Here is a 26222-nt window from a genome sequence, read left to right as displayed (position 1 = left end):
CGCCGAGATATATCGATACCGCTATACCTCGATATCGAGGTATCGTCGGGTGTCAGCCCCCGAGGCGAGGAGTCCGCCATGCGCCATGCCCCCGTGACACCGAACGGCGACCAGATCCGCTGGGTCGAGATCCCCGGCACCGAGCCCACCAGGCTCTACCTGCACGGACTCGGCGCCACGTCCCCGGTCTACTGGGCCGCGGCCGCCGCGCACCCCCTGCTGACCGGCCGCCGGTCCCTGCTTCTCGACCTGCTCGGCTTCGGCATCAGCGACCGCCCCACGGACTTCGGATACACGCTGGAGCAGCACGCCGACGCCGTGGCGGCGGCACTGGAGGCCGCCGAGGTGACGGACGCCGAGGTCGTCGCGCACAGCCTCGGCGGGGCGGTGGCCATCCTGCTCGCAGCCCGGCACCCACGGCTCGTCGCGAGCCTGGTCCTCGTCGACTCCGTCCTCGACCCCGCCCCGCCGGAACCCGCCCCCGGCAGCAGCGGCATCGCCGCCTACACGGAGGAGGAGTTCCTGGCCCACGGCCGGCAGCGCACCGAGGAGCGGGTCGGCGCGTTCTGGTGGTCCACGATGCGCCTCGCGGGACCTGAAGCCCTCTACCGGACCACGGTCCACCGCGCTCGCGGGACCTCGCCCACCCTGCGTGAACACCTGGCCGGGCTCTCCGTCCCCCGGACCTGCCTCCACCCGGAGGCCGACGGCGAACCGGCGGACGCGGCGGGCCTGCGCGCCTCGGGCGTGACCCTCCGGGCGATCCCCGACTGCGGCCACAACATCATGTTCGACAACCCCGACGCCTTCGCGGTCGCGGTCTCCGACGCGCTGAACGGCGGCTGACACCGGCATGACGCCGGACGACGCCGGGACTGTGCGAGGCTCGACGCCGGACGACGCCGAGGACCTGTCCGTGCCGGGCTCCGCGCGGCACGGAGCGATGAGTTCCCGCTCGTCCCGGAGTCTTCCCCGGCACACACGGTGGCCGACGAAGGAGAAGTCATGGCGGAGAAGGACGAGGTCTGGGCGATGGTCCACGCGGAGCGCGCGGCGCTCGTCGAGGACCTTTCACGCCTGGACGGCCCGCAATGGGAGCAGCCCTCGCTCTGCGCCGGATGGACGGTCCACGACGTGGCCGCCCATCTGGTCGACACGTACCGGACGACACGCCTCGGCTTCGTGGTCGGCCTCGCCCGGGCGCGGTTCGACTTCGACCGCCAGAACTCCGTGGGTGTCGCCCGCGAGCGCGGGGCCACACCGCAGGAGACCCTGGAGCGGCTGCGTCGGGCGGCCTCGCGGACCTCGACCCCGCCGGCGCCCCTCGACAGCCGGCTCGTCGAGGAGGTCGTCCACGGCGAGGACATCCGCCGCCCCTTGGGCCTCACCCGTGCCTATCCGGCAGAGGCCGTGGTCAGGTCGCTCCGCCTGCAGGCCCGGACACCGGCCTCCTTCGGCGGGGCCAAGGAGCTCCTGGCCCGCGTCCGGCTCACGGCGACCGACACCGGCCTGACCCTCGGCACCGGCCCGGAGGCGACAGGCCCCGCACTCTCCCTGCTCCTGGCCGTCTCCGGCCGCCGCCCGGCCCTGGACGACCTGAGCGGTCCGGGGGTGACCGCGCTGGCGGCGGACGGCTGAGGGCGGCCGAGGCCGGGGTCCGTACGGCGGGTTCCCGGACGAGCGGGCCCGTCCGGGGCGTCAATCCTGTTGCCGTCCTTGCCGACGGCGGTCTACCGTCGGCCGGTCCAGCGCCGCTCGCGCCCCGCCCCCGCCCCGGAGACCGCCCGTGCCCGTCCGCCCCGCCACCGCCCGCGACGCCGGCTTCCTCCGGCGCATCCTGCAGGAGGCGTACAACTGGAACGGCGAGCAGCGGTTCACGGCCGAGCAGCTCGCCGCCGACCCGCACGCCGAGCGATACGTCGCCGACTGGCCCCGCGGCGGCGACTTCGGGGTCGTCGCCGAGACCGGGGACGGCGAACCGGTCGGCGCGGCCTGGGCGCGGTGCCTGCCCGAGGACCGGCCCGGGTACGGCTTCGTCGCGGCGGACGTCCCCGAGCTGACCCTCGGCGTGCTGCCCGCGCACCGCGGCCGTGGGCTCGGCCGTTCGCTCATGGAGGCGCTGATCAGGGCCGCCGCCGAGCAGGCCGGGCCCGTCACCCGGATCAGTCTCAGCGTCGAGGACGGCAACCCCGCCGCGCGCCTCTACACGTCCCTCGGATTCGTCCGGGCCGGGCGCCAGGGCGGCTCGGACACGATGGTCCTGGACGTCCCGGGACGACGCGGCTAGACGACATCCGGAACCATCCCCTCCCGAGCATCTCCGGAGCACCTCCGACGGGCCTCCCCGGAACGTCTTCAGGTCGCTCCGGGCCGGGTGTCCTCCTGCTCAGCGGCAGAAGTCAGCGGCAGAAGGCCGTGTCCACGACCTTCTGGACGCCCTTCATGCCCGCCTCGTCCGGGGGGATGCTCGTCACCGCGACGTTGACGGCGCGGCCGTCGTCCGTGACGCCGCCCCGGGTCTCGTATCCCACGAGGTCGCCGCCGTGGCCCCAGTAGACGCCTCCGCACGACAACTGCCTGCTCATCAGCCCCAGTCCGTAGTGGCTGCCGGTGTCCCCGACCGGGACGGTCGTCCGCATCTGGGCGAGCTGGGCCGCCGGGAGGAGGCGGCCGTCGAGGAGCGCGGTGAAGAAGCGGTTGAGGTCGGAGTTGGTGGAGATCAGCTGGCCCGCCGCCCAGCCCGCCGACGGGTCGACCTCCGTGAAGTCGCGCGGCGTCGAGCCGGCCGAACTCCTCGCGTACCCCTTCGGATGCGGTTCCCGGATCGTCTTGTCGCCCGGCGCGGGGAAGTACGTGTGGCGCAGGCCGAGGCGCTGCATGATGCGCCGGTCCATCTCCTCCGCGAGGGGGCGGCCGGTGACCTTCTGGACGATCAGGCCGGCCAGGACGTAGTTCGTATTGCTGTAGCCCCACTTCTCCCCGGGAGCGAACTCGGCCTCGTCCTCGAGCGCGATGTCGACGAGGTCGCGGGGCTCGAAGTACCGGTCCCTCATGTCCTCGTCGCTGATGTGCGCCCCGTACTCGGGAATGCCACTGGTGTGCTGGAGGAGTTGGCGGACGGTGATGCGGCGGCCGTCGACGCCCTTGCCCCGTACGAGGCCCGGGAGGTAGGTGTCGACCTTGGCGTCGAGGGCGATCCTGCCCTCGCCGACCAGCTGCAGCACGACCACCGCGGTGAACGTCTTCGTGTTGCTGCCGATCCGCACCTGGCCGTCCCTCGGCACCTTCGCGCCGGTCGCCAGGTCCCCGACCCCCGCCGTGTACGTACGGGTCCGGCCTTCCCGGTCCGCGACGCTCGCCAGCGCGGCCGGCTGGCCGTCCCGCACCAGCGCGTTCAGGCCCTGCTGGACGCTGTCGGGCCGGGGCGCGGCGGCCGCCGAAGCCGAAGCCGGTGCCGGTGCGCCCGCCGTCATGAGGGCGATGGTCATCGCCGCCGCGGCCGCAATGGCCCCGCGCCGGCCGCCCCGCCGCCGTCGCTCGACGGAACGAGGACCGCGCCACGTCTGCTCGTGCATGAGTCAACTCCCTGGGAACCGTGTGGAATCGCGCGGCGCTTCCCGCCGCGCCACCCGTCGACCGGGCAGGACACGATCATGGATTTCGGGGGCTCAGGAGCGCATCGCGGTACGGAGGGAGAAGTTCTTCCCCCGATCGGGGGAGGCCGCCCGCCGAACGCCCGTACATACTGGCTGATCATGATCAAGGGACTGCGGCCGCTGCTGAGCCGTTCCACGTACGTGGGTGCGCTGTTCGCCTACGCCGGTGTTCTGGCGAGCCTTCCCCTGCTGTCCTTCGCGCTGTTGCCCGCGCTGGCCTGGCGGTCCGCCTCCGAGGGCGTGCGGCTCGTCGTCGTGCTGCTCGTCTGGTCGGTGCTGATCGGCCTCGTCGGGCTGGCCCGCACCACGCGGCGGGTGCTCATCCTGTCCGCCCGTCGGCTCCTGGGCGTGGCGCTGCCCGACGCCGCCGCCGTACGGACGTCCACGATTCCGGCCGGCGCCGGGACGGGCCGGGCGTTCGTCGCGCCGCGCGCCGACCGCTGGCGGACCCCTCTGTGGCTCGTGCTGCACGTGACGCTGGGGTGGACGGGGGCCCTGGCGAGCGGTGTGCTGCTGTTCGCCGGCCTGACGCTGCCCGGGGGATGGCTCGGCGCCGAGGCAGGGCTGAGCCTCTTCGGGCGGTCGGTGCGGGTCACGGGCGGCTGGGAGAGCTGGCTGGCGGGGCTCTGCTGCCTGCTGCTGGCGGCGACCGTGTGCGCGGGGGTGACGAAGGCCCTGCGGTGGTCGGCGCCCCGGCTGCTCGGGCCGTCGTCGGCCGAACGGCTCGCGCTGGCGGCCGAACGGGAACTGCGCCTCGCCGAACGCAACCGGCTCGCCCACGAGTTGCACGACTCCATCGGGCACACCCTGACGACGACCACGATCCAGGCCGCGGTCGCGGGTGAGCTCATCGCCGCCGACCCGGCGGCGGCGCGCGCCACCCTGCGCAGCATCGAGGAGTCGGCCCGGGCAGCGCTCGAAGACCTGGACTACGTCCTGGGTGTGCTGCGCGAGAAGGAGACCGGGACGGCACCGGCCGAGCCGGCGCCCACCCGCACCCTGGCCGACCTGCCCGAACTGCTCGACCGCCTGCGGCACACGGGCGCCGTGGTGGAGCTGGATCTCTCCGGGGAGCCGACGAGGGTGCGGGGGACGCTCTCCCGAGCGGCCTACCGGATCCTCCAGGAAGGGCTGACGAACGCCGTGCGGCACGGCGGGGGCGGGCCCGTCGAGGTCCGGGTGGCGGTGACGACGGAGGAACTGGAGCTCGGTGTGGTGAACGTGATCGACGACGGTACGAGTACGGGGACGGGCCGGGGTGCCTTCCGCACGTCCGGGCACGGTCTGCCCGGTCTCGCCGAGCGCGTGCGGCTGCTGCACGGCGAGTTCGAGGCCGGGCCCGCCGGGCCGCGACACTGGCGGCTGGCCGTCAGGCTGCCCGTACGGGTGTCGGTGTGAACGGCTCCGAGGCGAGCGCGGGCGCCGAGACGGGTACACCTGCCACGGCGGAACGACCCGGCGCGACGGGCTCACCGGTCACGGCGGACACCCCCGTCACCCTCCTCGTCGCGGACGACGACGAGGTGACCCGCAGCGGGCTGCGCACCCTGCTCGCGGCACAGTCGGGGATCACGGTGATCGGGGAGGCGGCCGACGGCGTCGAGGCGGTCGAGGAGGCGCGGCGGCTGTGTCCGGACGTGGTCCTGATGGACGTACGGATGCCCCGTCGCAACGGCATCGAGGCGACCCGCGAACTCGTCTCCGAGGCGGGGACGACCACGTCGGGTGCGCGGCCGAAGGTCGTGGTGATCACGACCTTCGAGAACGACGACTACGTCACCGCCGCCCTGAGCGCGGGCGCGAGCGGCTTCGTCCTCAAGCGGCTCCCGGTCCGGCAGATCGCGGAGGCCGTACGGATCGTCGCCGCGGGGGAGGCGATCCTCTTCCCTGCGACCCTGCGCCGGATGGTCGCCGCCCGGCCCCTGGACTCCGCCGAGGCGCTGCCGCGGGCCGCGCTGACGGTGCGGGAGGAGGAGGTGCTGCGGCTGATGGCCACGGGCCTTTCCAACCCGGAGATCGCCGGGTCCCTCACGGTGAGCCTGGAGACGGTGAAGACGCACGTCGGGAACGTGCTGACCAAGCTCGGCGCCCAGAACCGGACTCACGCGGTGGTGATCGCGTACGAGTCCGGTCTGGTGGTGCCGGGGTTCACCGGCTGAGGCGGCGCCGGCCCCGGTCGTCCGTCAGAGGATCCTGTGCTCCCTCCAGAACGGTCCGAGGTCCTTCGCCGTGGCGGCCTGGGCCGCGCGCTTGAAGGCGGCGGTGGTGGCGACGCCCAGCCAGTGGTCCCGCACGTAGCCGCGCAGCATCGAGGCCATCGCCGGTCCGCCCAGTTCGCGTTCCAGGTCGTGCAGGGCACAGGCGCCGCGCGGGTAGACGACGCGGAAGAACTCCGTGCGGTGGCCGTCCGCGTAGTAGGCCATGGAGCGGGTGAGGGCGGCCGTCTCGCTGGGCCACATCCCCTGGTCCTCCCAGCAGGTGGCCGTGGGGTCCCCGTAGTACAGCTCGGTCGCGTACTGGGCGAAGGACTCGTCGAGCCAGGGCGCCGCGAACTGGTCGTTGCCCACGATGCCGTAGAACCATTGGTGGGCGATCTCGTGGACGACGGCCGAGCCCTCCGGTTCGGTCCACAGCAGGACGAGTCCCGGGAACTCCATGCTCCCGAAGTCGTCGAGGGCGTCGCTCATGACGAGGTCCAGCTCGCCGTACGGGTAACGTCCGAACCGCTTCCCGAACTCGTCGACCGAGGCGACGGCGTTCCGCAGGTCGAGGGCGACGCCCTCGGCGGGCGTGGAGGCGGTCCAGTACGCGTTCAGCCGGACCCCGCCGGGAGTGGTCACCGTCTTCGAACGGAAGGGGCCCGCCGCCCACACGAAGTCCCGCACCCCGCGCGCGACGCTGGTGCTGACCGTGCGGCCGGGTGCGCCCGCGCGCCGGGTGGTGGTGCCCGTCGCGGGGACGACGAGCGCCTCGGGATGGTCGAGGACGACCCGGAAGTCACCGGCCAGGGTGTAGAAGCTCTCGCCGAAGCCGACGTCCGGGTCGAGGTGCCGGCCCTGAGCGTCGCGGACGGACAGGAGGGGCAGGGCGTTGCCGAGGTAGCGGTGGGCGCCGTCCCTGCCGAAGCGGTGGACGCGGTCCGGGACGGTGATGGCGACGTCGAAGGAGACGCGCGCCCGCGCCCCGTACGGCAGCGGCGCGGGCAGGTCGATCCGCAGCGCGGTGCAGTCGACGGTGAGCGGTCCCGGAGTGCCGCCCTCGACTCGGCCGACCTGGACCGGAGACGGCTTGTCCGGGGCGCCGCAGCCGTAGGTGCCGTTCCCCCAGAGGCGTACGTCGACCGAACGAAGGGGAGTGCGGGCGGCGTTGCGGAAGGAGACCGTCTGGCGGCCGGTCCAGTGCGAGCCGTCCGCGTCGCCGCGCAGCTTCACGTCGTACGACGGCCGGTCCGGGGTCGCCGCGGCCGGCACGGGGGCGGGGGAGCTGCCGGGGTCCCGTGCCGAGGCGGGGTGGGGGACGAGCAGCAGGACGGCCGCGAGGGCGAGCAGCGGCGCACGCCAGTACCTGATCGAGGTCATGACAAGCACGCTAGGGCGCCCGTCGCACGGACGGGAGAGTTCCGGGGACGGTGGGGCGTCAGGGGTGGGAGGGGTAGCTGGGGTGACGGGGTGACGGGGTGACGGGGGTGGGAGGGGTAGCTGGGGTGACGGGGTGACAGGGGTGGTCGGTCGGTTGGTCGGTCGGTCACTCCGGGCGGCTGAAGCGGCGCGCCGCCCACAGCAGGGCCAGGACGCCGCTCGTCAGGAGAAGGGCGGCTTCGAGGAGGAGCGGGGGCTGCCGGCCTGCCCACGCGATGCCGGGGGTGCCGTGCCCGCCGGGCACGTGGTGGGCGACGCAGCGGCGGAGGAGGTCCACCGCGTAGGCCAGGGGATTGGCGCCGGCCAGCGTGCCGGCCCAGCCGGGCAGTGCGTCCAGAGGGAAGAATCCGCCGGAGAGGAACAGCAGCGGCATCATCACCACCCCGAGGAGCGTGTGGAACGTCTCCGCCCTGCGGAGCGTCACGGCGAGGGCGAGGGCCAGGGCGGTGATGGTGAACGACGCCAGGACCATCCCGGCCAGGAGCGTGGCCAGGAGGAGCGGATCGTAGGGCAGTCCGACCACACCGGCGAGGCCGAGCAGTACGGCTCCCTGGACCGTGGCGGCCAGGGTGCCGCCGGCGCACTTCCCCAGGAGGAGGGTCGAGCGGCCGACCGGAGCCATGAGGAGCTCGCGCAGGTAGCCGCTCTCCCGGTCGGTGATCAGCCGGATGCCGACCATGACGGCCGGCGTCTGCACCGTCATCATCAGCATGCCCGGGAAGAGGTACGTCCGGTAGTCGACGCCCAGGGACGAGCGGGGGATGAGGGCCGCCAGCCCGCCACCGAGGACGAGGAGGTAGAGCACGGGGTGGAGCAGCAGCAGCGCGGTGTGGACGCGCTGGCCGGCCAGTCGCAGCAGGTCACGGTGGACGAGGGCGTGGACGGCGCGGAGTTCGAGGCGCAGCCGGGCCGCCCGTCCGGAGCCGGAGCCGGAGCCGGAGTCGGAGGTGCCGGGGGCGTCCTTCGCGTCCGCTGCCCGCAGCGCGGATGTGGTCATCGGCCGCCGCCCGCCGTGTGGAGGCTGCGACCGGTGTGGTGGAAGAAGACGTCGTCGAGCGTGGGACGGGACGCGGAGGCGGTGTGGACGGCGATGCCTGCACGCTCAAGTGCCGTGCAGAAGCGGGGGATCCAGGCGCTGCCGTCCGGTACGCGCAGGCTGATGCCGTCCGTGTCCGCCGTCACGGCGCGGTCCTGCGGAGCGATCCCGCACACCACCCCGTGTGCCGTCGGGTCGTCGCTGGTGCGCAGCACCACCCGGTCGTCCCCGATCGCCGCCTTCAGCGCGAGGGGTGTTCCCTGTGCCACCAGGCGGCCGTGGTCGATGATGCCGATGCGGTCGCAGTTCTCCGCCTCCTCCAGGTAGTGGGTGGTGACGAAGAGCGTGTTGCCGTGCCGGTCGCGCAGTGCGCGCAGCTGGTCCCAGACCTCGGCGCGGGCGTGCGGGTCGAGACCGGTCGTCGGCTCGTCGAGGAACAGCACCCGGGGGGAGTGCAGCAGGGCCCGGGCGATCTCCAGCCGCCGCCGCATGCCGCCCGACAGGGTCCGTACGGGGGAGCGCCGCCGGTCGGTGAGCCCGGCCGTCTCCAGCACCTCCGTCGTACGCAGCCGGGCCTGGCGTCGGGGGAGTCCGTAGAGGCGCGCGTGGATGCGGAGGTTCTGTTCGGCCGTGAGGTCCGCGTCCAGCGTGCTGTGCTGGAAGAGCATGCCGACGTGGCGCCGTACCAGGTGGGGCCGGGCGAGCACGTCCGCCCCCGCGACCGTGGCGTGACCGGAGGTGGGGCGGGCCAGGGCGCAGAGCAGGGCGATGGTGGTGGACTTCCCCGCGCCGTTGGGGCCGAGGAAGGCGAAGGTCTCGCCCTGAGGCACGTCCAGGTCCAGGCCGCGTACGGCGTGGGTGGTGGTGCCCCGCGGGCCCGGGTAGCTCTTGACCAGGCCGCGCGTGCTGACGGCGTGGACGGGCTCGGGAGCGCGGGGCGTGCGGGTGGGGCCCTTGTCGCCCGTGGATGACTGCATGTGGTCCGGTCCTCTCTTCGCGGCCCGGGGCGTGACGTGCCACGCGGTCCACCGGGCCGTCACTCCGGCCGGCGGCTGTCCCGGGACAGCCGCCGGCCGGACGGTGCCGACTGTCCTAGGCGCAGCTGATGCCGACACAGACGGTGTTGAGGAGGGTCAGCAGGCCGACGCACTCGCACGTCGCGCCGAAGGCCACTCCGTCGACGCCGACGGGATCGGTCTCCGGAAGAGCGTGGAGCCGGGCCAGCAGTTCGAGGTCGTTGTTCTCCATGAGGTGCTCCTTCTTTCCTGAGGGTTGCTCGAACGGCGGGCTTTCCGCCGTTCAGCCCGGTACCTGGACCGTCCAGTGCCGGGAGCCGTTGTGCCGGAGCCGTACGAGGAAGGCCAGGATTCCGGCCGATCCGTCGCTCCAGCCGGTCGAGACGTCCCCGTACTCGTTGGGGAAGACCACGTGGCCGTTCCGGTGGGCCCGCTCGCCGAGGACGATGCGCGCCAGGTCCGCGGCCATGGCCCGGTAGACGGGGTCGCCCGTGGCGTCGGCCATGTCGAGGAGGAAGTCGCCGTTGCCCGCGAGACCGTGGCACTGGGTGAGGGCGGCGCGGGAGGCGCGTTCCATGACGGCGCGTGTACTGCGGCGGGCGAGGTCGCCGAACCTGTCGTCACCGGTCGCCTGCCACAGCCGGACGAGGAAGGTCCCGATGCCCGCGGAACCGTGGCACCAGTACGGGGCCGTCGGCAGGTCCGACGCCTGGGCCGGCCACTGGGCGGCTTCGCCGACGAGTACGGCTTCGGCCAGCAGGTGCTCGCCGGCCGCCACGGCCAGCTCCCTGTGCTCCGGGCGCCGTGAGACGGCCGAGGCGGCGAGGAGGAAGCAGCCGATGCCGGCCAGGCCGTGCGCGAAGCCGAGGTAGCGCTTGCCGGCCTCCGAGGAACCTGCTTCGGCGGGATCGGCCTCGCCGGGCACCGGCCAGCTCACCGCCGTCGCGTCGCGTTGTGCGGCGGCGGTCAGCCGGTCGGCCGCGTCGACGGCCAGCTCGGCGAAGCGCGCATCGCCGGTGCGGTGCCACAGGTGGAGAGCGGCGAGCCCGCTGCCCGCGGTCCCGTGGGTGATGTCGTGATGGGGCGTCACCTGCTGCGGGGCCAGCGCCAGTGCCAGCGCGTGGTCCGTGAGCCGGCGGTCGTCGACGGCCCGCCCGGCTTCGTACAGCGCCCATGCGGTGCCACGGCCTCCGAAGTGCAGGCCGGGGCGCGGAGCCGAGCGCGGATCGGTGCGGTCCGCGATCCAGCGGCCCGCCGTGGAGATCAGGCCGGGCAGGCGCGCGTCGCCGGTGAGTTCCCCGTACCGCGTCAGTACGGCCAGGACACCGGCCGCGCCCTGCTGCACCGTGCACGGGTCGCTCTCCCCGGCCGTGGTGGACACGGGCCACAGCCGCCGGTCGTCCGCCGGGGTCATCGAGTCGACGAGGTGGTCCACGATCCCGGCCACCGGATCGAGGGCTTCGTCGTCCCGCGCCGCCCGGTGGGCGGTGCGGCTTCCCGGCCGCACCAGGTGCGCCCCGCGGAGAGCCTCGCGCGCCCGGGCGGGGTCCCACCGCTCGGCGGGGTCGTCCTTCATCAGCCCGAGGACCAGCTCGGCGAGACCGGAGGGCAGCCCGAGCGGCCGGGTGCACGCGGCCAGCCAGGCGGCGAGCCGCTGCTCGGGAGGCCTGTCGGCGGGCTCGTCGGGCAGCAGGTGGGGCACCTTCCCCGCCAGGACGAAACACGCGGTGGCGCCGAGGCTGTAGTAGTCGGCCGTCGGCCGGACGGGCGCGTCGGACAACCGTTCGGGGGCGCTGAAACCGGGCGTTCCGACGCGGGTCGGCAGCGCGGTCGCGTCGTCCAGGACGGCGAGCTCCAGGTCGATGAGGCGCAGCTCTCCGTCCGGGCGGACCATGATGTTGCCCGGGGTGAAGTCCCGCAGGACGCAGCCGTGCGCGTGGGCCGCCGCGACCAGGTCCACGAGGCGTGCGACCTGCGCGAGGGCGTCGGCGCGGTAGCGCTCGGCTCCGGCGTCCCGGAAGTGCTCGGCGACCCAGGTGCGCAGGGTCACCCCCGGCACCTCGTCCTGGGCCAGGAACAGGTGCCCGCCGTGCTCGAACAGCGCCAGCGGCTCCGGGGCCAGCCCCGTACCCCTGAGCTTCTCCAGCGTGCGGGCCTCGGCGCGCAGCCAGTCGCGCACGTCGCGGCCGGAGGCATCGGCCTCCACGTGCGGCCGGGCCTCCTTGATCACCACGAGGTCGCCCGTACGGACGTCGCTGCCCCGGTAGACGCCGCCCTTGTTCGTGTGCCGGATCGCCTCCCGCACGGCGAATCGACCGCCCAGCACCACCGGACCGCCGGCCGCGTCCTCCGCCGTGCGCGCGGGCCGGGACGGGGCGGGCACCGAGACGGGGAAGGGGGAGACCGCCCAGGAGGGCGGAGAGTACCGGCCGGTGCGCCGGTCCTCGACGGGATTGCCGTCGGGGTCCTCGATGAACCACACCAGCAGGCCGTCGTCCGACAGTCTCCGGCGGCCGACGAAGGAGCCGTACCGGTAGTGCACCAGGGAGTGCGCGGCGTACGGCTGGTCGGACAGGATCCGCGGACCGGCCAGCCCCGCGGTGGCCCGGTGCAGGTCCCGGGCGAGCCGCGCCGCGTCGGCGTCGGAGCCCGGGTAGACGGTGAGGAACTTCCCGGAGCTTCCCCTGGGCGTGGCACGGGAGTTGAGCGCACTCACCTGCTCCAGCGACCGGGCGAACTTGAATCCCGAATCCTCCCGCAGCAGCACCTCGAGGGCCTTGCCGAGGACCGTCGCCGCCGAGGCGGCCGTCGCCGACAGGTGCAGCTTCCACCCCTGCTCGCGCCGCGCCCTGCTCCGGGGCGCGACACGGCACCACATCTCGTCCGAATCGGCCGTCCAGCGCGCCTCGCCATCCGTGGCGCGCAGGGCCTGGCCGAGAAGGCCTTCCAGATCAACTCCGGTGACGTCGCTCGTCATTGGCTGTCCCTCTCAACGGTGAGTACCGCTGGTCGGAAGGTGCCCGGCGATTTCGGCGGACCAACGCACAGCCCACCGGATTCACTTGATCCGGCGAGCGCACGACGCTCGTGGAGGCCTCGAAGAGCGCGCCCGGCGCGGCCGGCGGCGCACGGCGCCGGCCCCGCCGGGAGTCGACTACCCGGCGCGGAACCGGCCTTACGCACCCGGCGTCAGGACACCAGCCCCTGTCCGCCCAGCTCGGTCAGCCGCACCGTGCACAGGCCGCCGCGCTCCGCCGTCACCTCCGTCACCTTCAACTGGGTGCCCGGCGCGAGGAGATACTCCTCCTCGCCCGTGAACGCGGAGAACCGCCGGATCCCCACCGCACGCGCCGGCGTCACCTCGAACAAGGTCCTCCTGCCACGGCTGCCGAGGAACGCCCGGGCCACGCTCAGCTCGGACGTGCACGAGGACACGCCCCACCACGTCACCGTCCGCCCCAGCGGGTACTGGGACCGCAGGTCCAGCGCCACACCACGCCACAACGGCTCCGTCCGCGCCGGCAACCCCGCCACCGCCGAGAACAGCAGGCGCAGGTACGGCAGATACGGCACCAGCCGCTCCCGGTCCGGGGAGCGCAGCACGGCGTTGATCTCGCGGTAGAAGGCCGACTCGCACGTGTACAGGTACAGCGCCGAGATCGCGTCGGCGGACAGCCCCTCCCCGGACGGCCCGCCCGCCGCCCCGGCGGCCGCCTCGGCCTCCGCGACCTTGGCCTCCGCGAACCGGCTCGACCGCTCGATGTGCCGGTCCAGGTTCGCGAGGACCTGGGACACCGGCTCGACGGCCTTACGGAAGTCCATCACCGGCGTGTCGAACACCCCGGTGATCGGCGGCAGGACGAGCCCCTCGTCCTTGACGCTCGTCAGCCGCTCCAGGTACAGCTGGTGCAGCTCCATCGTCGACGCGATGAAGGCGCCCATCCTCTCCGAGACGCCACCGCCGCCGGCTGCCCCGCCCGCGCCGCCCGCGTCCTGGTCCCAGCCCTTGCGCGGCAGCCAGTCGACCGGCTCCGCACCCACCGCCGCCAGGGCGTCGTTCACCCGGGCGAAGTGGTCGCCCTCGCAGAAGATGTCGCCCTGCGCCGCCGGGTTCGCGTGGTCCAGGTGCCGGACCTCGACCCCCGGATACTTCTTCTCCAGCCGCTGGACGACGCTCTTCAGACTGCGGGCATGGGCACCCCACCAGGCGAACACCACACCGCGGTCCTCCTCCGGGCCGCTCTGCTTCGCCCGGAGGATCTCCTCGACGATCTGCTCGGCCACGGGCCGCCAGAACGCCGTGTGCCGGTCGGTCGGCACCGCCCCGTCCGCACTCGCCGTCAGAGAGGCGTTCAGCAGGAGCACGCCCTGGGTGAGCATCGCCTGGAACCACTCCGGCGGCTGGACCGTGTCCTCCTTCTTCAACAGGGCCCGGATGTCGGCGATCGGCGTCTTCTTCGCGATGCCGTACTTCCACATCGCGGCCGCCTTGATGAGGCAGCGCATGCTGACCACCCGGCCGAACTGGCTGTCCTTCCAGTCGCCGAAGGTGTTGTCGAACATCGCGATGCCGGTCGCGCTCTCCGGCCTCGGATACGGGTTCTGCCCGAAGGCGACGACCTTCCACTTCTGCGGCGGATGCGGCTTCAGCGCCTGGAACGTCAGCTCACGTACCGGAACGACCTCGGGACTCCGCTTCGGACCGATGAAGCCGGCGGCTCCGTGCTGCGCCTCGATCACCGGACCCAGCAACGGCAGCCACGGTTCCCCGCCCCCGGCGAACAGCTCGGTCAGCCCCAGCGGGTCCCCGGCGGAGACACCCGTCGGCGCGGGCACCGGCCCGCCCGCGGCCGGGACGCTGATCCGCACCCGCTGCGCCGGCCCCGCGCCCTCGATGTCGTCGAGCTGCCCGAGCACCGCCGCCCGCAACTCGTCGTAGTCCGCGAACCCGTGGTCGTGGAACAGGGTGTAGCCCGTCCACATCAGATTGGCGCACACCGTCGCCGGCACCCGCCCGGTCCGCGCACCCAGCCCGACGAGCGCCACGGACCGGATGCTGCCGGGCTTCGCCCGGTTCTGCAGGTGCACCGCCTGGAACGCGGCCGCGCACGCCAGCGCCACGTTCACGGTGTCGCTGACGTTCTGCGAGGACTCCCGCATGGTCGGCGTCGAGATCAGATACCGCGGCACGGCCGCCCCCGAGGGGACGCACACCGCGCTTCCCACCGGCAGACTCCCGCCGAACCGCTCGCGGATCGCCCGCTGCACCCGCACCTGGATCCCGGCGCCCAGCCGGCGCTTCACGAGCGCGTCGACGCCGCCGTCCATCCGGCCCCGGGCGTTGGTCGGGGACACCCAGGCGTCGACCTCCACATCGAGGAGGGAGCCCTGCCGGATGTCGACCTCGGGCGTGTCCGCGAAGGCGGAGCGCCATGCCGCCACCACCTCGTCGTTCACATCGACCAGAACGACCTTCAACGCACGCTCGGCACCCACGAATCCACCTCTCTCGCACACGCTCTCGAACGTCTCCGAAGCTACAACCGCCCACTGACAACGCCGCCTGAGCCGAAGCGCGGCAGTTCGCCGGCGCGGTAATTCGCTTGAGCCACGGCCGGGGCGACGCGCAGGCTTGCGTGGTGATTGTCGAGCGGGCTCCCCGATTTCTGACCTGGGACGAGGTGGATCCCGCGCGCCATTTCTTCGACAGCGCGTCGGCACCGCAGGTGGTGCGGTCGCTCGGGCCCGCCCGGAGGGTACCCAGCCGCCCGGACATCCCCTTCGGTGACCTGGCGATGCATGCCTGGAGCTCGGGCGAGGGGGATCCCTGGGCCGACGCCATGTCGCACGCACTCGCCGAGCACTACGGCCGCTGGACGGTGGGCTGGCGCTGGTCGCACGACGAAGGCGACTTCGACGGAGGACCCGTCGGGAACTGGTGCTGCCCCCGGGACTCGATCACCACACCGGAGGAGACGCTCGCCCGTGTCGTCGCGGCACTGCGCGAATGGCGCGAGTGGCTGGAGACCCTCGCCGGGTGGCTCGACGCGTACCCGCTGGACCTGGCGTGCATCGAGGACCAGCGGATCCTCTGGGAGCGTGCCGCCCGGAACCTGATCCTTCAGGTGACCGACCGCACGGGCTGCGGCAGCGGTTGGCACGGACACTGCAGTCAAGTGCTCACCTGGTTCCTCAGCCGCTGGGGTGTCGACACCGACCTCGCGCAAGAGCTGGTCGAAGAGGCGATCGGCGGGCGGTTCGCGAGCTGGACCGGCCCCGACATCGTGCTGGTCGACGACGTCGCGGAGCGACTCGCGCTGTCGCTGCGGCCGGACGACGGCGCACGGTCCGGCGGACCCGCGCCGGACCACCTCGAGCGCTGGCTCGCGGTGCGCGAGACAGTGCCATGGCAGGACGTTCCGGACGGCGGTGGGGACGAACCGGTGGTTCCGTCGCGCGACGGCGTGACGGCGGACATACGCACCTTCGATGCGGCCGTGGATCCCGCCCGCGCACGGGGCCTGCTCACCGCCCTGGACCTGTTGCGGAGCGACGCGGCGCGCGGCGCCGTCTTCGACTTCGAGCTGCTCCGGCGCTGGCAGCAGCATGTGTTGGGCACGCCGCAGCCGCCGCCGTTCCGCGACCTGCCGGCCTTCGCCAAGGGGGGCAGGGAACGTTACGGCATCGGCCCGGGCACCCGAGCCCGCCTCGACGCCTGCCTGTCCGAGAGCGAGCGCCACGCCGATCGGCCCGTTCCCCTCATCGCCCGTGCCGCACGTGCCTATCTCGACGTGTGCTTCTTCCATCCCTTCGACGACGGCAACGCCCGGTCCGCTCTCCTCGCCCTCGTCTTCGTGCTCGCCCGCGAGGGCGTCATGCTCGACGGAGTCAGCCTGCTGCGTCGCGTCAGCTTCCAGGCCGACGAGCCGCAGGACGCGCTGATCCTCATCCGGTACATCGGCATCCACCTCGCGAAGACCCGACGCGACACCGCATCCCATGACTCCTGACAGTGGGCATGAAGGCACTGATGGCCATGGCCGGCAGCTCGTGCTTCGGCACACCGCCGAACGGCGCGAGGGGACCCGGCGCCACCGGGCGCCGGATCCCCTCGTGTGTCGTGTCGGTGCCTACTCCGCGGACTTCGCCGTCGGCTGTGCCTTGGCGATGGTGCAGACGCCGTCCTCGCACTGACGCTCCAGGCGGCCGCGCGAGACGGTCTGCGCCAGCCCCACCAGCCAGCAGGTGGGGCAGCCGCGGAAGGCGATCAGAGCCAGCGGGGCCGCCAGCAGGGTGGCAGGGCCGGCGACCGGCACCAGGGCGAGCGAGCCGATGATCAGCCCGAAGCCGATGGCGCCGCGCGCCAGATGACGCGGGACGGACCTGCTCGCGAAGTTCCTCTCGGGAGGGGCCGAGCGCCTGCTGCGCGCGGGATACGCGGGGTGCGCGGCCTGCCCCGGGTCCACGGCGTCCACCGGCTTCACGGCATCCGGTGTCTCCACTGCGTCCGGTGCCTTCACGGTGTTCAGTGTCTTCACGGCGTTCAGGGTCTTCACGGTCGTGGGTCTCCTCCCACTGGTGGGTCGGCGGCGGGACCGGTCGCATGGCCGGTCGTCGCCAGGGAGTGGCGCAGATTCGTGCGGGCCCTGTGCAGGCGGGACTTCATCGCCGCGCCGCTCAGGCCGAGCGCGTCCGCGACGGTCCTGCCCGGCAGGCCCTGGATGTCCCGCATGATCAGCACCTGCCGCTGCTCACGGGGGAGGGCGCCGACCGCGGCGGCGATCCGCTCCACCTCCAGCCTGTGCAGCACCGACTCCTCGGCGGACGGCCCCTCGGGCGCCTCCGGTTCGTCCGGCGCCCCTTCGCGGCGCGCGGCGAGCAGCCGTACCTGCCGGAGACATTCGTTCCGGACGATCCGGAACATCCAGGAGGCGAGCGCGCCCGTCGCCCGCAGGGTGCCGATCTTCCGGTAGAGGATGATCAGCGCCTCCTGTGCGGCGTCCTCCGCGTCCTGCGGGGAGGCGCACAGCGACAGGGCGAACTTGCGCACGTGCGGTTGCGACTGCACGACGACGGTGGTCAGAGAGTTGACGTCGCCGTCCTGGGCGGCCTTGATCAGCCGCTCGTCCGGCCAGGTGAAGCGTCGGTTCATGTCCTACTCATAACTCATGCTCGGCGGGTGGCCCGTGGCGCGGGGGCCGGTCAGCCCCGGCTCCGGTAGCGGCGCGTCAGGTGCCAGCTGCACGCGCCCACGAGCACGACTCCGAGTACGACGAGTGCGGTGACCATCATGGCCGTCTCCTCCTGTTTCGTACCGGCCCGTGCGGCCGGTACACGCACATAGGAGTCGGGGAGGACCGGAAAGGATTCACCTCGTCTCCGCTCACTTCCGCAAGACGGGCGGACCGGCCCCTCCACGTGGGTGTTCGGCCAAACTTCATTCCCTACTGAGTGGGTTGGGAATGTTGGGCGACGGCCGGCCGTTCTCGCGGGCATGACTGCGTCCCAGAGCGAATTCATCCGTGGCACGGCCCGGGGGTCCGCCCCCGTCCCGCTGTCCGTACTCGACCTCGCGGCCGTCGGCGAGGGCACCACGGCCCGGGAGGCGCTCCAGGCCTCGGTGCGGCTGGCCCGACTGGCCGAGGCCCGCGGCCTGCACCGGTACTGGGTGGCCGAACACCACTCCATGCCGGGCATCTCCAGCAGCAGCCCGGCCGTCATCCTCGCCCACCTTGCGGCCCGGACCAGCACCCTCCGACTCGGCTCCGGCGGAGTGATGCTCCCCAACCACGCCCCTCTCGTGGTCGCCGAGCAGTTCGGCACCCTGGAGGCGCTCGCGCCGGGGCGCATCGACCTCGGCCTCGGCCGTGCGCCCGGCACCGACGGAGCCACCGCGGCGGCACTGCGGCGGGCCGGCGGAGCGGAGAGCGACGACTTCCCGGCCGAGGTGGCCGAGCTCATCCGCTTCCTCCGCGACGACTTCCCCGACGGGCACCCCTACCGACGCATCCACGCCGTGCCCGGCCCCGTACAGGGCGAGGTGGGACAGCCGCAGGTGTGGCTGCTCGGCTCCTCGGGCTTCTCCGCCCGCCTCGCCGGCCGGTTGGGCCTGCCGTTCGCCTTCGCCCACCACTTCTCCGCGCGCAACACGCTCCCGGCCCTGGAGCTCTACCGGTCGAGCTTCCGGCCGTCCGAGACCCTGGCCGAGCCGTACGTCGCGCTCGGCGTCTTCGCCTTCGCCGGGGACGACGCCGACGAGGCGCGGCGGCAGGCGCTCACCGGGGCGCTCGCCACGGTACGGCTGCGAAGCGGCCGTCCGGGGCTGGTCCCGACACCCGAGGAGGCCGACCGTCACGTCTTCACCGAGCAGGAGCGGGCGGTCCTCGGCACCTGGCTCGACAACGCCCTGTACGGCACGGCCGACGAGGTCAGGGCCGGCCTGGACGAGCTCCAGAAGCGGACCGGCGCCGACGAGCTGATGCTCGCCATGAACGCGCACGGCCCCGACTTCCGCGTACGCTCCTACGAACTCATAGCCGACGCCTACGGGTTGCCGGCCGACGTAGCGACGGCGGACCGAGCGACGGCGGACCGAGCGGCGACGGACGGAAGGTCGACGGACCTTTCGGCGACGGACCGAGCGGCGACGGACCGAAGGTCGGCGGACCGAGCGACGGCGGATTGAGCGACGGGCGGGCGGACACGACGACGCCGGGCCGGTACGGCGGCCCGGCGTCGCGGTCCCGCCGCGTGCGAAACGGAACGGGAACCGCTCAGGACCCCGCCGCCACCGTCACCCGCCAGCCGTCGTCCGCGAGCCGGCGGCGGACCGCCTCGGCCGTGGGGACGGGCGCCGCGAGCAGGGCCGAGAGCTCCGTGTCCTCGTCGGACCAACTCAGCCTGATGCCGTCCGCGTCGATGCCCGAGACCTCCGCCGCGTCGATCAGCCGGTCGACCTCACCGGGCCCGCCGTCCAGCGGGACCGTCAGCGTCACGCGCTCCACGGCGACCCGGCCCCCGGGCTCGTACACCGCCTCCCAGCCCTCCCGGCCCCGCTCCAGCAGGTCGCCGAGCGAGGCCAGGGCCTCCTCCGACTCCGGGCCCGACACCTCAAGGGCGTTCAGCGCGCGGGTCAGCGCCTCCAGGTCCTTGCGCAGGTCGCCGAGGATCTCCGCGATGGCCGGACCGTTGGACCGGACGATGTCCGTCCACAGCGCCGGAGCGCCCCCTGCCACCCGGATGACGTCCCGCACCCCCTGCCCGGCCAGGGCGAGCGCCTCCCGGGACGCCCCACCGAGGCGTGCCGCCATCAGCGTCGCCACGAGGTGCGGCGCGTGGGAGACGAGGGCCACCGCCCGGTCGTGCGCACCCGGCTCCATCACCAGGGGCACGGCCCCACACAGCGCGACGGCGGCGAGCACCCGGTTCAGCGTGCCCGAGGAGGTCTCGGGGCCGGGGGTCAGGACCCAGGTGCGCCCCTCGAAGAGCCCGGCACGGGCTGCCAGCGGACCGGACCGCTCGCTCCCCGCCATGGGATGGCCGCCCACATAGCTCGGCCGGTGCACCCCCGTGTGCGAGACGGCCAGCGCCGTCGCCGACTTGACGCTCGCCACATCCGTGTAGGCGTGGGCGAGGGCACGGCGCTGCTGGTCGGCAAGCACCTGCGCCACCCGCGTCGGCGGAACGGCGACGACGGCCAGGTCGACCGGTTCGGGAGGCGGGCCGAAGACGCCGGCCCCGCGCGCCGCGGCCACCCGCGCCGCCGACTCGTCGGCGTCGAGCAGATGGACGTGCACGCCGCGGCGGGTCAGCGCGAGTCCCACGGACGTGCCGGTCCCCACGACTGCCGCAGTGCGAATCACTGTTCCCCCTCATGGCCGGTTCGTCGGTGCGCGGGAGCCACCGGCCCCGGTGGAACACCGGTCCGGCCGCTCCTCCTCCGCGACGCTCGCAGTCTGACCGCAACCGGGTGGCCGATTCTCGGCCGACCGCGCACGGCAAGTACCGCATCAGCGCACTTCGGGCATTCGCGAACGCGACAGAGCGCATGCGCGGGGACAGCACAGTCGCCCGGCGGCGGCCCATAACTTGCTGTCGCCAAGGGGCCGTCAGCGAACGAAGGAGGAACACCGTGGAACTCGATCTGCGCACGGTGATGCGGCACTTCGCCACCGGCGTCGGGGTGGTGAGCACCTGGACCGAGACCCCCGGCGGCCCGGACGGGCGTCGCCACGACGCCATCACGGTCAACTCGCTCGTCCCCGTCTCCTTCGACCCCCCGCTCGTGTCGCTCTCCCTGCGTCACGGGTCGGCCTTCCTCACCGATCTCCTCGCCTCCGGGCGGTGGGGCGTGTCGATCCTGGCCGCCGACGGCGCGGAGACCGCCCGCCGCCTCGCCGGCTCACGGGAGAGCCGGACCGAGGCGCTGGCCGCCCTGACCGCCGTACCGGGGCCGCACACCGGATCCCTCCTCTTCGACGGGCCCGGCTGGATGGAGTGCGCGCTCGCCGACTCGTTCACGGTCGGCGACCACCTCATGGTGATCGGCACCGTCCTGGCCACCGGGGTGCGCGCACCGCAGGACCCCCTCGTCTTCCTGCACGGGGCGCTCACCCCGGCGACCGGTCCGTGACCGGGCCCCGATGCCGGCCCCGTACTCGTCCGCGTAGCGCCATTCCGTGACGCATCCGGGGTGCGCGCCCCACACCGTCCGTCCAGGGAGACCACCATGACCGAACAGTCCAGGGCCGCCGGCGAACCCGCCGCCCCGCCCGTCCCCGTGAACCCCGCACTGCGCAAGGCGCTGGACGCGGCCGCCCGCATCCTCGGCGACGACCGGATGTCGCTCCCCGGGAGCGACGAGTGGGCGACCCGCCTCCTCGGCCCCAACGCCGGTCTCTTCCGCGCCCGCCGGATCGCCGCCGTGCTCCGGCCCGCCACCGCCGAGCAGGTCCCCGAACTCGTCGAACTCTTCGCGGGCGACCCCGAGTCGGGCAGCCTCCACGTCGTCAGCACCGGCCGCAACTGGGGTCTGGGCTCCCGCGAACCGGCCGACGACGACGTCGTCGTCCTCGACCTCGGCGGCCTCGACAGGGTCCGCGAGCTCGACCTGGAGGCCGGCTGGGCCGTCGTCGAGCCCGGGGTCACCCAGGGCCACCTCTCCCGGCTCCTCGCCCACACCCCGCGCCTCGTCAACGTCACGGTCTCCGCCGCCGCCACCAGCGTCCTCGGTAACGCCCTGGACCGCGGCGTCGGCCTGCGCGGCCAGCGCACCGACGACCTCGCGGGCCTGGAGGTGGTGCTGCCGGACGGCGAGACCGTACGGGTCGGCTGGTGGCCCACCGAAGGCCGCACCGCACCGGTCTACCCGCACGGCCTGGGCCCTTCGCCGCTGCCGCTCTTCGTCCAGTCCTCCCTCGGCGTGGTCACCGCCGCGGTGATCCGGCTGGCCCCCCGGCCCGAGGCGCTGCGCGTGGTCCGGCTCGACTTCCCGCAGTCCGCGCTGGGCGCGGCGACCGACGCGGTGCGCCGCTGGGTCGCCCAGGGCCTCACCCGGGGGGTCCCGAGGATCTACGACCCGGCGGCGGCCCGCTCGTACGGCGGCTCCGAGGGTGAGTTCCTGGTGCACCTCCCCGTCGACGGCACGGCCGAGGCCGTCGAAGCCCTCACCGGCATCCTGACCGCCGAGGCCCGCCGCTCGGGCCTCTTCACCCAGGTCACGGCGGTCGAGGCGATCGACCCCGGCCACCCGAACCACGAGGTCGCCCGGCTGGTGGAGCGCGGCTACGCCGGCGACCCCGACATCGCCGACGTCCTCTTCCGGGCCAAGATGGGCGTGCCCGCGGACCGCGTCGACGCGGAGACCGGGTTCGTCTTCTTTCTGCCGCTGCTGCCGTTCACCGGAGCCGACGTCTCCCGCGCGGACGGACTGCTGAGGGAGGCGGCCGCCGCGACCGGCACCCGCCTCTCGGCGACGCTCCATCTCCTCGGCCCCGACCTCATCGACTGCGTGGTGGCGATGAAGTTCCCCCGCGAGGGGGACGCACCCGAGCGGGCCCACCGCGCGCTGGACGTGCTCCACACGTCGTTCGCCGACGCCGGCTTCGCACCGTACCGGCTGGATGCCGACCACGCCCACCGGCGCGACGCCCTCGCCGCCGACCCCGGAGCCCTCGCCCTGACCCGTCGGCTCAAAGCCGTACTCGACCCCAACAACGCCATCGCGCCGGGACGTTACCGCTGACCGCGGAAGCCCACCGGACACCAGTGAGACAGGGGACTACAGCACATGGTCACTTCACAGGAGGTCGCCGCCCGGCGTCCCGCCCCCGCCCGGCCGACCACCCCGGAGGAGCTCCTCAGGCGCGCCGAGGACCTCGTCCCGGTGCTGCGGGGCCTCTCCGACGACATCGAGCGGGCCCGCAGGCTGCCCGACGCGGTCGTGGAGAAGCTGCGCGACGCGGGCGTCTTCCGCATGGGCGTGCCCACCGAACAGGGCGGCCCGGGCCTCGACTCCGTCCAGCAGACGGAGGTGGTGGAGACCCTCGCCCGCGGCGACGCCTCCGCCGCCTGGTGCGCCATGATCGGCATGGACACACCCCTCTACGCCCAGTTCCTGCCCGAGTCCGTCGCCCGGGAGGAGCTCAGCGACCCCGACGCCATCACCGCAGGACTGATCCTGCCGCTCGGCCGCGCCGAGCGGGTGCCCGGCGGCTACCGGGTCACCGGCCGCTGGGGGTTCGGCAGCGGCATCACCCACGCCGACTGGGTCGTGGCCGGCTGCTTCGTCCACCGGGACGGACGCCCCGAGCAGGGGCCCGACGGCTCGCCCCGGCACTGGCGCATCATGCTGGCCCGCCGCGACGCGTTCGAGGTCCTCGACACCTGGCACACCACCGGCCTCGCGGGCAGCGGGAGCAACGACTACCAGGCCAAGGACCTCTTCGTCCCCGAGGAGCACTCCTTCAGCCTCGGCGCCCCGCGCGTCGAGGGCCCGCACTCCACGGCGGAGGCGATCCTGCGCAACATGCCCGGCGTGCCGCTCGGCGTGGCCAGGGCCGCGCTCGACCACGTACGGGAACTGGCCGCCGGCCGGACCGACCGCGCCGCCGCCACGCCCTGGGCCGACACCTACCGCGTACAGATGGCGATCGCCGAGTCGGAGATGGAACTCGGTGCCGCCCGGCACGCCGTCTACGGCAGCCTGCGCAGGCAGGCCGAGATCCTGGAGAAGGGCGGCGAGATCGGCCGCGACGACCGGGTGGACACCGTCCTCGCACGCGTCAACGCCTTCCGGGTGGCCCGGGCCATCGTCAGCAGGCTGTACGACCTCGTGGCGACGACGGCCGTCTACCGGCCCTCGCCGCTCGACCGCTGGCTGCGCGACCTGACGACGATGCGCCAGCACGTGATCGCCCAGGACCAGGTGCTCCAGTCGGCCGGCGCGCACCTGCTCGGCGGCACCCCGTCGAACCCCTTCAGCCTGGGCATCGTGGCATGAGCGGACACCCGCGCGCGCAGCCCGCCGGCGGCCCGTCCGCCACCGCGGTCACGACGGACCGGATGGACCTGACGGACCGGATGGACCTGACGGACCGGGCGGACGCGGCGGACCGGGCGGACGCGGCGGACCGGGCGGCCCTGGCGGACCGTGCGGACCGGGCTGACCGGGCGGTGACGGCGGGCCCGGCCGACCGGGCCGAGCTGAGCGGCGGGCCGCTGACGGCACCGACGGTCGGCACGCTCGGCGAGGCGCTGCGGCGAGCCGCGCGCGGCCCGCGCGGCGTCGTCGTGATCGACGGCGCGGGCACGGCCGACCGCAGACCGTACGCCGAGCTGTACGCGGACGCGGCACGGACGGCGGCGGAGCTCGCCGCCGCGGGTGCGCGGCCCGGCGCGCGGGTGATCATCCGCACCAACCGCACCGGCGACCTGCTCACCGCCTTCTGGGCGTGCGTGCTCGGCGGGCTCGTCCCGCTGCCCGTGTCGTACGGCTCCGGCGCCGCCGGGCTCGCCGAGGCGGTCGGGGCCGTCGGGGAGGCGTGGCTGCTCGGCGACGAGCCGCCCGGCCCGCCCCCGCAGGGGCTGCGACCACTCGGTCAGGGCCCCCGTCCACCCGCCGGTTCCCACGAGCCGCTCTCGGCGCGGCCCGACGATCCCGCGGTGCTCACCCTGACCTCGGGCAGCGGCGGCCGGCCCAAGGCCGTACCACTGACCCACCGCCAGGTGCTCGCCCGGGCCCACGGCACCGCCCTCGTGCGGGGCCTCGGCCCGGACACCCGCAGCCTCAACCGGATGCCGCTCGACCACGTCAGCGGGATCGTCATGTTCCACGTACGGGACGTCTACCTCGGCTGCCACCAGGTCCACGCCGACGCCGCCTGGGTCCGCGCCGACCCGCTGCGCTGGCTCGACGTGGCCGAGGCCGAGCGGATCGACACCACCTGGGCGCCCAACCGCGTCCTCGCGCTCCTCGTCGACCGGCTCGCCGAGGTACGGGACCGGTCCTGGGACCTGAGCCGCCTCCGGTACGTGATGAACGGCGGCGAGGCGGTCAAGGACCGCGTCGTCCGGCGGTTCGTCGGGGCGCTGGCCCCGCACGGGCTGCCGGCCACCGCCGTGCATCCCGGGTGGGGCATGCCGGAGACGGCCTCCGGTGTCGTCGACGGCGTCTTCCGCCCCGCCGACGGACCGCCCCGGCGCCATGTGCCGGTCGGGAAGCCGCAGCCCGGGGTGTCCGTACGGGTCGTGGACGAGGCGGGGCGGGTGGTGCCGGCCGGGGTCGTGGGCCGGCTCCAGATCACCGGGGAACCGGTCGCCCGTACGTACCTCGTGGGCGGGGTCGCTCGCCCGGCCCCGCTCTCGGCCGACGGCTGGCTCGTCACCGACGACCTGGCCTTCGTGGCGGACGGCGAACTCACCGTCACCGGCCGGGCCGACGGCATCATCGACATCGGCGGCGGGCGGTGGCACGGCCACGAGATCGAGGACGCCGTCGAGGAACTCCCCTGCGTGGTGCCGTCCTTCACCATCGCCCGACCGCTCGCGGCGGACGGTACGAACCCCGCAGGTGGTACGGGCCGCGCGGGCAGCTCCTCGGGCCCCGTCGGGCTCGCGGTCCTCTTCCGGCCCCGGCCGGGAGTCTCGCCGGACGAGGCGGCGGAGCGGGTACGCGAGCGGGTGCGGCGGCGCTTCGGAGCGGCCCCGGTGCACGTCCACGTGCTGGACCAGGCCGATTCGCCCAGGACCGCCACCGGAAAGCTCCGGCGCCCGGCCGTCGCCGACGGTCCGCCCGCGGCACCGAGCCCAGCAGGATTCCCCCACCGAGAGGCCTGACATGTCCCTGGACCTGACCGCGACCATGCGCACTTTTGCCACCGGCATCTGCGTCGTGACCACGTACGAGGAGGAGGGGGACCGGCGGCGCCACGATGCGGTCGCCGTCCGCTCCTTCACCTCCGTCTCCCTCGACCCACCGCTCGTCTCCCTCGCGGTCCCGCGCGACTCCGAGGTCCTCGCGACCCTACTCGCGGCCAAGGTCTGGGCGGTGTCGATCCTCGACGTCGCCGGCCTCGACACGGCCGAGGCCCTGGACGGCGACCGGGACACCCGGGCCAGGGCCCTGCTCACCTGCACGGCCACACCCGGCGAGCGCACCGGGGCGCTGGTCCTCGACGCCCCCGGCTGGCTCGAGTGCAACCTCTACGACCGCCACGACACCGGCGACCACACGGTGCTGATCGGGGAGGTACTGGCCACCGGCGGCCGGTACCGGCGGCCGCCGCTCGTGTTCGTCAACGGCGGCCCGCGCGCGCTCTCCGAAGCCTGAGCCGAGCCGCCGCTCCCGTGGGCCGTCCCACCCGCCCGACCGCATCCA

22 protein-coding genes are annotated in these 26222 nt (G+C 73.9%); 12 read left to right on the top strand and 10 right to left on the bottom strand.

What is annotated here, in order from left to right; genetic code table 11:
* Positions 1–78 precede the first annotated feature (78 nt).
* From IE124_RS18985 to IE124_RS18975, 3 genes are all read left to right on the top strand, one after another.
* Positions 79–846, top strand: a complete 768-nt coding sequence (locus IE124_RS18985) for an alpha/beta fold hydrolase (RefSeq protein WP_189509002.1) — start codon at positions 79–81, stop codon at positions 844–846.
* A gap of 159 nt (positions 847–1005) precedes the next feature.
* Positions 1006–1638, top strand: coding sequence for a maleylpyruvate isomerase family mycothiol-dependent enzyme (locus tag IE124_RS18980; RefSeq protein ID WP_189509001.1), 633 nt, complete (start codon positions 1006–1008; stop codon positions 1636–1638).
* 148 nt (positions 1639–1786) lie between these two features.
* A complete protein-coding gene (locus IE124_RS18975; protein WP_189509000.1) occupies positions 1787–2287 on the top strand; it encodes a GNAT family N-acetyltransferase in 501 nt (166 codons plus the stop codon).
* 112 nt (positions 2288–2399) lie between these two features.
* Here the strand turns inward: IE124_RS18975 and IE124_RS18970 are convergent, their stop codons facing one another.
* Complete coding sequence (locus IE124_RS18970; RefSeq protein WP_370468782.1) at positions 2400–3575, bottom strand: serine hydrolase domain-containing protein; 1176 nt, start codon at positions 3573–3575, stop codon at positions 2400–2402.
* Positions 3576–3755: 180 nt separating this feature from the next.
* Between IE124_RS18970 and IE124_RS18965 the strand changes: the two genes are divergently transcribed.
* Together IE124_RS18965 and IE124_RS18960 are read left to right on the top strand one after the other, a co-directional pair.
* The gene (locus IE124_RS18965; RefSeq protein ID WP_189508998.1) at positions 3756–5054 is read left to right on the top strand and encodes a sensor histidine kinase; all 1299 of its coding nucleotides are present in this window, start codon (positions 3756–3758) and stop codon (positions 5052–5054) included.
* Positions 5051–5815, top strand: a complete 765-nt coding sequence (locus IE124_RS18960) for a response regulator transcription factor (RefSeq protein WP_189508996.1) — start codon at positions 5051–5053, stop codon at positions 5813–5815. The genes IE124_RS18965 and IE124_RS18960 overlap by 4 nt, the downstream gene beginning before the upstream one ends.
* 24 nt (positions 5816–5839) lie before the next feature.
* On the opposite strand, the gene IE124_RS18955 is transcribed toward IE124_RS18960, so the two are convergent.
* The 6 genes from IE124_RS18955 to IE124_RS18930 all read right to left on the bottom strand — a co-directional run bounded on the left by IE124_RS18955 (position 5840) and on the right by IE124_RS18930 (position 14842).
* Complete coding sequence (locus IE124_RS18955; RefSeq protein WP_189508994.1) at positions 5840–7234, bottom strand: M1 family metallopeptidase; 1395 nt, start codon at positions 7232–7234, stop codon at positions 5840–5842.
* Positions 7235–7400: 166 nt separating this feature from the next.
* A complete protein-coding gene (locus IE124_RS18950) occupies positions 7401–8291 on the bottom strand; it encodes an ABC transporter permease (RefSeq protein WP_189508992.1) in 891 nt (296 codons plus the stop codon).
* On the bottom strand, positions 8288–9307 hold the full coding sequence (locus IE124_RS18945; protein WP_189508989.1) for an ATP-binding cassette domain-containing protein: 1020 nt from the start codon (positions 9305–9307) through the stop codon (positions 8288–8290). Before IE124_RS18945 ends, IE124_RS18950 begins: the two co-directional genes overlap by 4 nt.
* Positions 9308–9422: 115 nt before the next feature.
* Positions 9423–9578 (bottom strand): VenA family class IV lanthipeptide, encoded by a 156-nt coding sequence (locus IE124_RS18940; RefSeq protein ID WP_189508987.1) that lies wholly within the window; start codon positions 9576–9578, stop codon positions 9423–9425.
* A gap of 51 nt (positions 9579–9629) precedes the next feature.
* Complete coding sequence (gene lanL, locus IE124_RS18935) at positions 9630–12323, bottom strand: class IV lanthionine synthetase LanL (protein WP_189508985.1); 2694 nt, start codon at positions 12321–12323, stop codon at positions 9630–9632.
* 212 nt (positions 12324–12535) lie between these two features.
* A complete protein-coding gene (locus tag IE124_RS18930; protein ID WP_189508983.1) occupies positions 12536–14842 on the bottom strand; it encodes an ADP-ribosyltransferase domain-containing protein in 2307 nt (768 codons plus the stop codon).
* 185 nt (positions 14843–15027) lie between these two features.
* Between IE124_RS18930 and IE124_RS18925 the strand changes: the two genes are divergently transcribed.
* The gene (locus IE124_RS18925) at positions 15028–16356 is read left to right on the top strand and encodes a Fic family protein (protein ID WP_189509190.1); all 1329 of its coding nucleotides are present in this window, start codon (positions 15028–15030) and stop codon (positions 16354–16356) included.
* Positions 16357–16476: 120 nt separating this feature from the next.
* Here IE124_RS18925 and IE124_RS36010 read toward each other — a convergent pair whose 3' ends face one another.
* Both IE124_RS36010 and IE124_RS18915 read right to left on the bottom strand, forming a co-directional pair.
* Positions 16477–16902 (bottom strand): hypothetical protein, encoded by a 426-nt coding sequence (locus IE124_RS36010; protein WP_370468781.1) that lies wholly within the window; start codon positions 16900–16902, stop codon positions 16477–16479.
* Positions 16899–17498, bottom strand: a complete 600-nt coding sequence (locus IE124_RS18915) for an RNA polymerase sigma factor (protein ID WP_189508981.1) — start codon at positions 17496–17498, stop codon at positions 16899–16901. Before IE124_RS18915 ends, IE124_RS36010 begins: the two co-directional genes overlap by 4 nt.
* A 342-nt stretch (positions 17499–17840) precedes the next feature.
* Here IE124_RS18915 and IE124_RS18910 point away from each other — a divergent pair, with 342 nt between their 5' ends.
* A complete protein-coding gene (locus IE124_RS18910) occupies positions 17841–19031 on the top strand; it encodes an LLM class flavin-dependent oxidoreductase (protein WP_189508979.1) in 1191 nt (396 codons plus the stop codon).
* 88 nt (positions 19032–19119) lie between these two features.
* Here IE124_RS18910 and IE124_RS18905 read toward each other — a convergent pair whose 3' ends face one another.
* Positions 19120–20208, bottom strand: coding sequence for a prephenate dehydrogenase (locus tag IE124_RS18905; RefSeq protein ID WP_189508977.1), 1089 nt, complete (start codon positions 20206–20208; stop codon positions 19120–19122).
* Positions 20209–20477: 269 nt separating this feature from the next.
* Between IE124_RS18905 and IE124_RS18900 the strand changes: the two genes are divergently transcribed.
* From IE124_RS18900 to IE124_RS18880, 5 genes are all read left to right on the top strand, one after another.
* Positions 20478–20978, top strand: coding sequence for a flavin reductase family protein (locus tag IE124_RS18900; RefSeq protein WP_189508975.1), 501 nt, complete (start codon positions 20478–20480; stop codon positions 20976–20978).
* 96 nt (positions 20979–21074) lie between these two features.
* Entirely contained in the window at positions 21075–22589 is a 1515-nt protein-coding gene (locus IE124_RS34955; protein ID WP_229832581.1) for an FAD-binding oxidoreductase, read from the top strand.
* A 45-nt stretch (positions 22590–22634) separates the two neighbouring features.
* Positions 22635–23846, top strand: a complete 1212-nt coding sequence (locus tag IE124_RS18890) for an acyl-CoA dehydrogenase family protein (protein ID WP_189508973.1) — start codon at positions 22635–22637, stop codon at positions 23844–23846.
* Positions 23843–25681 carry an AMP-binding protein gene (locus IE124_RS18885; RefSeq protein ID WP_189508971.1) on the top strand — a complete coding sequence of 613 codons (1839 nt, stop codon included), beginning with the start codon at positions 23843–23845 and terminating at the stop codon, positions 25679–25681. The genes IE124_RS18890 and IE124_RS18885 overlap by 4 nt, the downstream gene beginning before the upstream one ends.
* 1 nt (position 25682) lies before the next feature.
* The gene (locus tag IE124_RS18880; protein ID WP_189508969.1) at positions 25683–26174 is read left to right on the top strand and encodes a flavin reductase family protein; all 492 of its coding nucleotides are present in this window, start codon (positions 25683–25685) and stop codon (positions 26172–26174) included.
* Positions 26175–26222: the final 48 nt, after the last annotated feature.

The organism is Streptomyces narbonensis, assembly GCF_014649015.1.
GTDB lineage: Bacteria > Actinomycetota > Actinomycetes > Streptomycetales > Streptomycetaceae > Streptomyces > Streptomyces narbonensis.
This window is presented reverse-complemented; position numbering and strand designations above follow the sequence as displayed.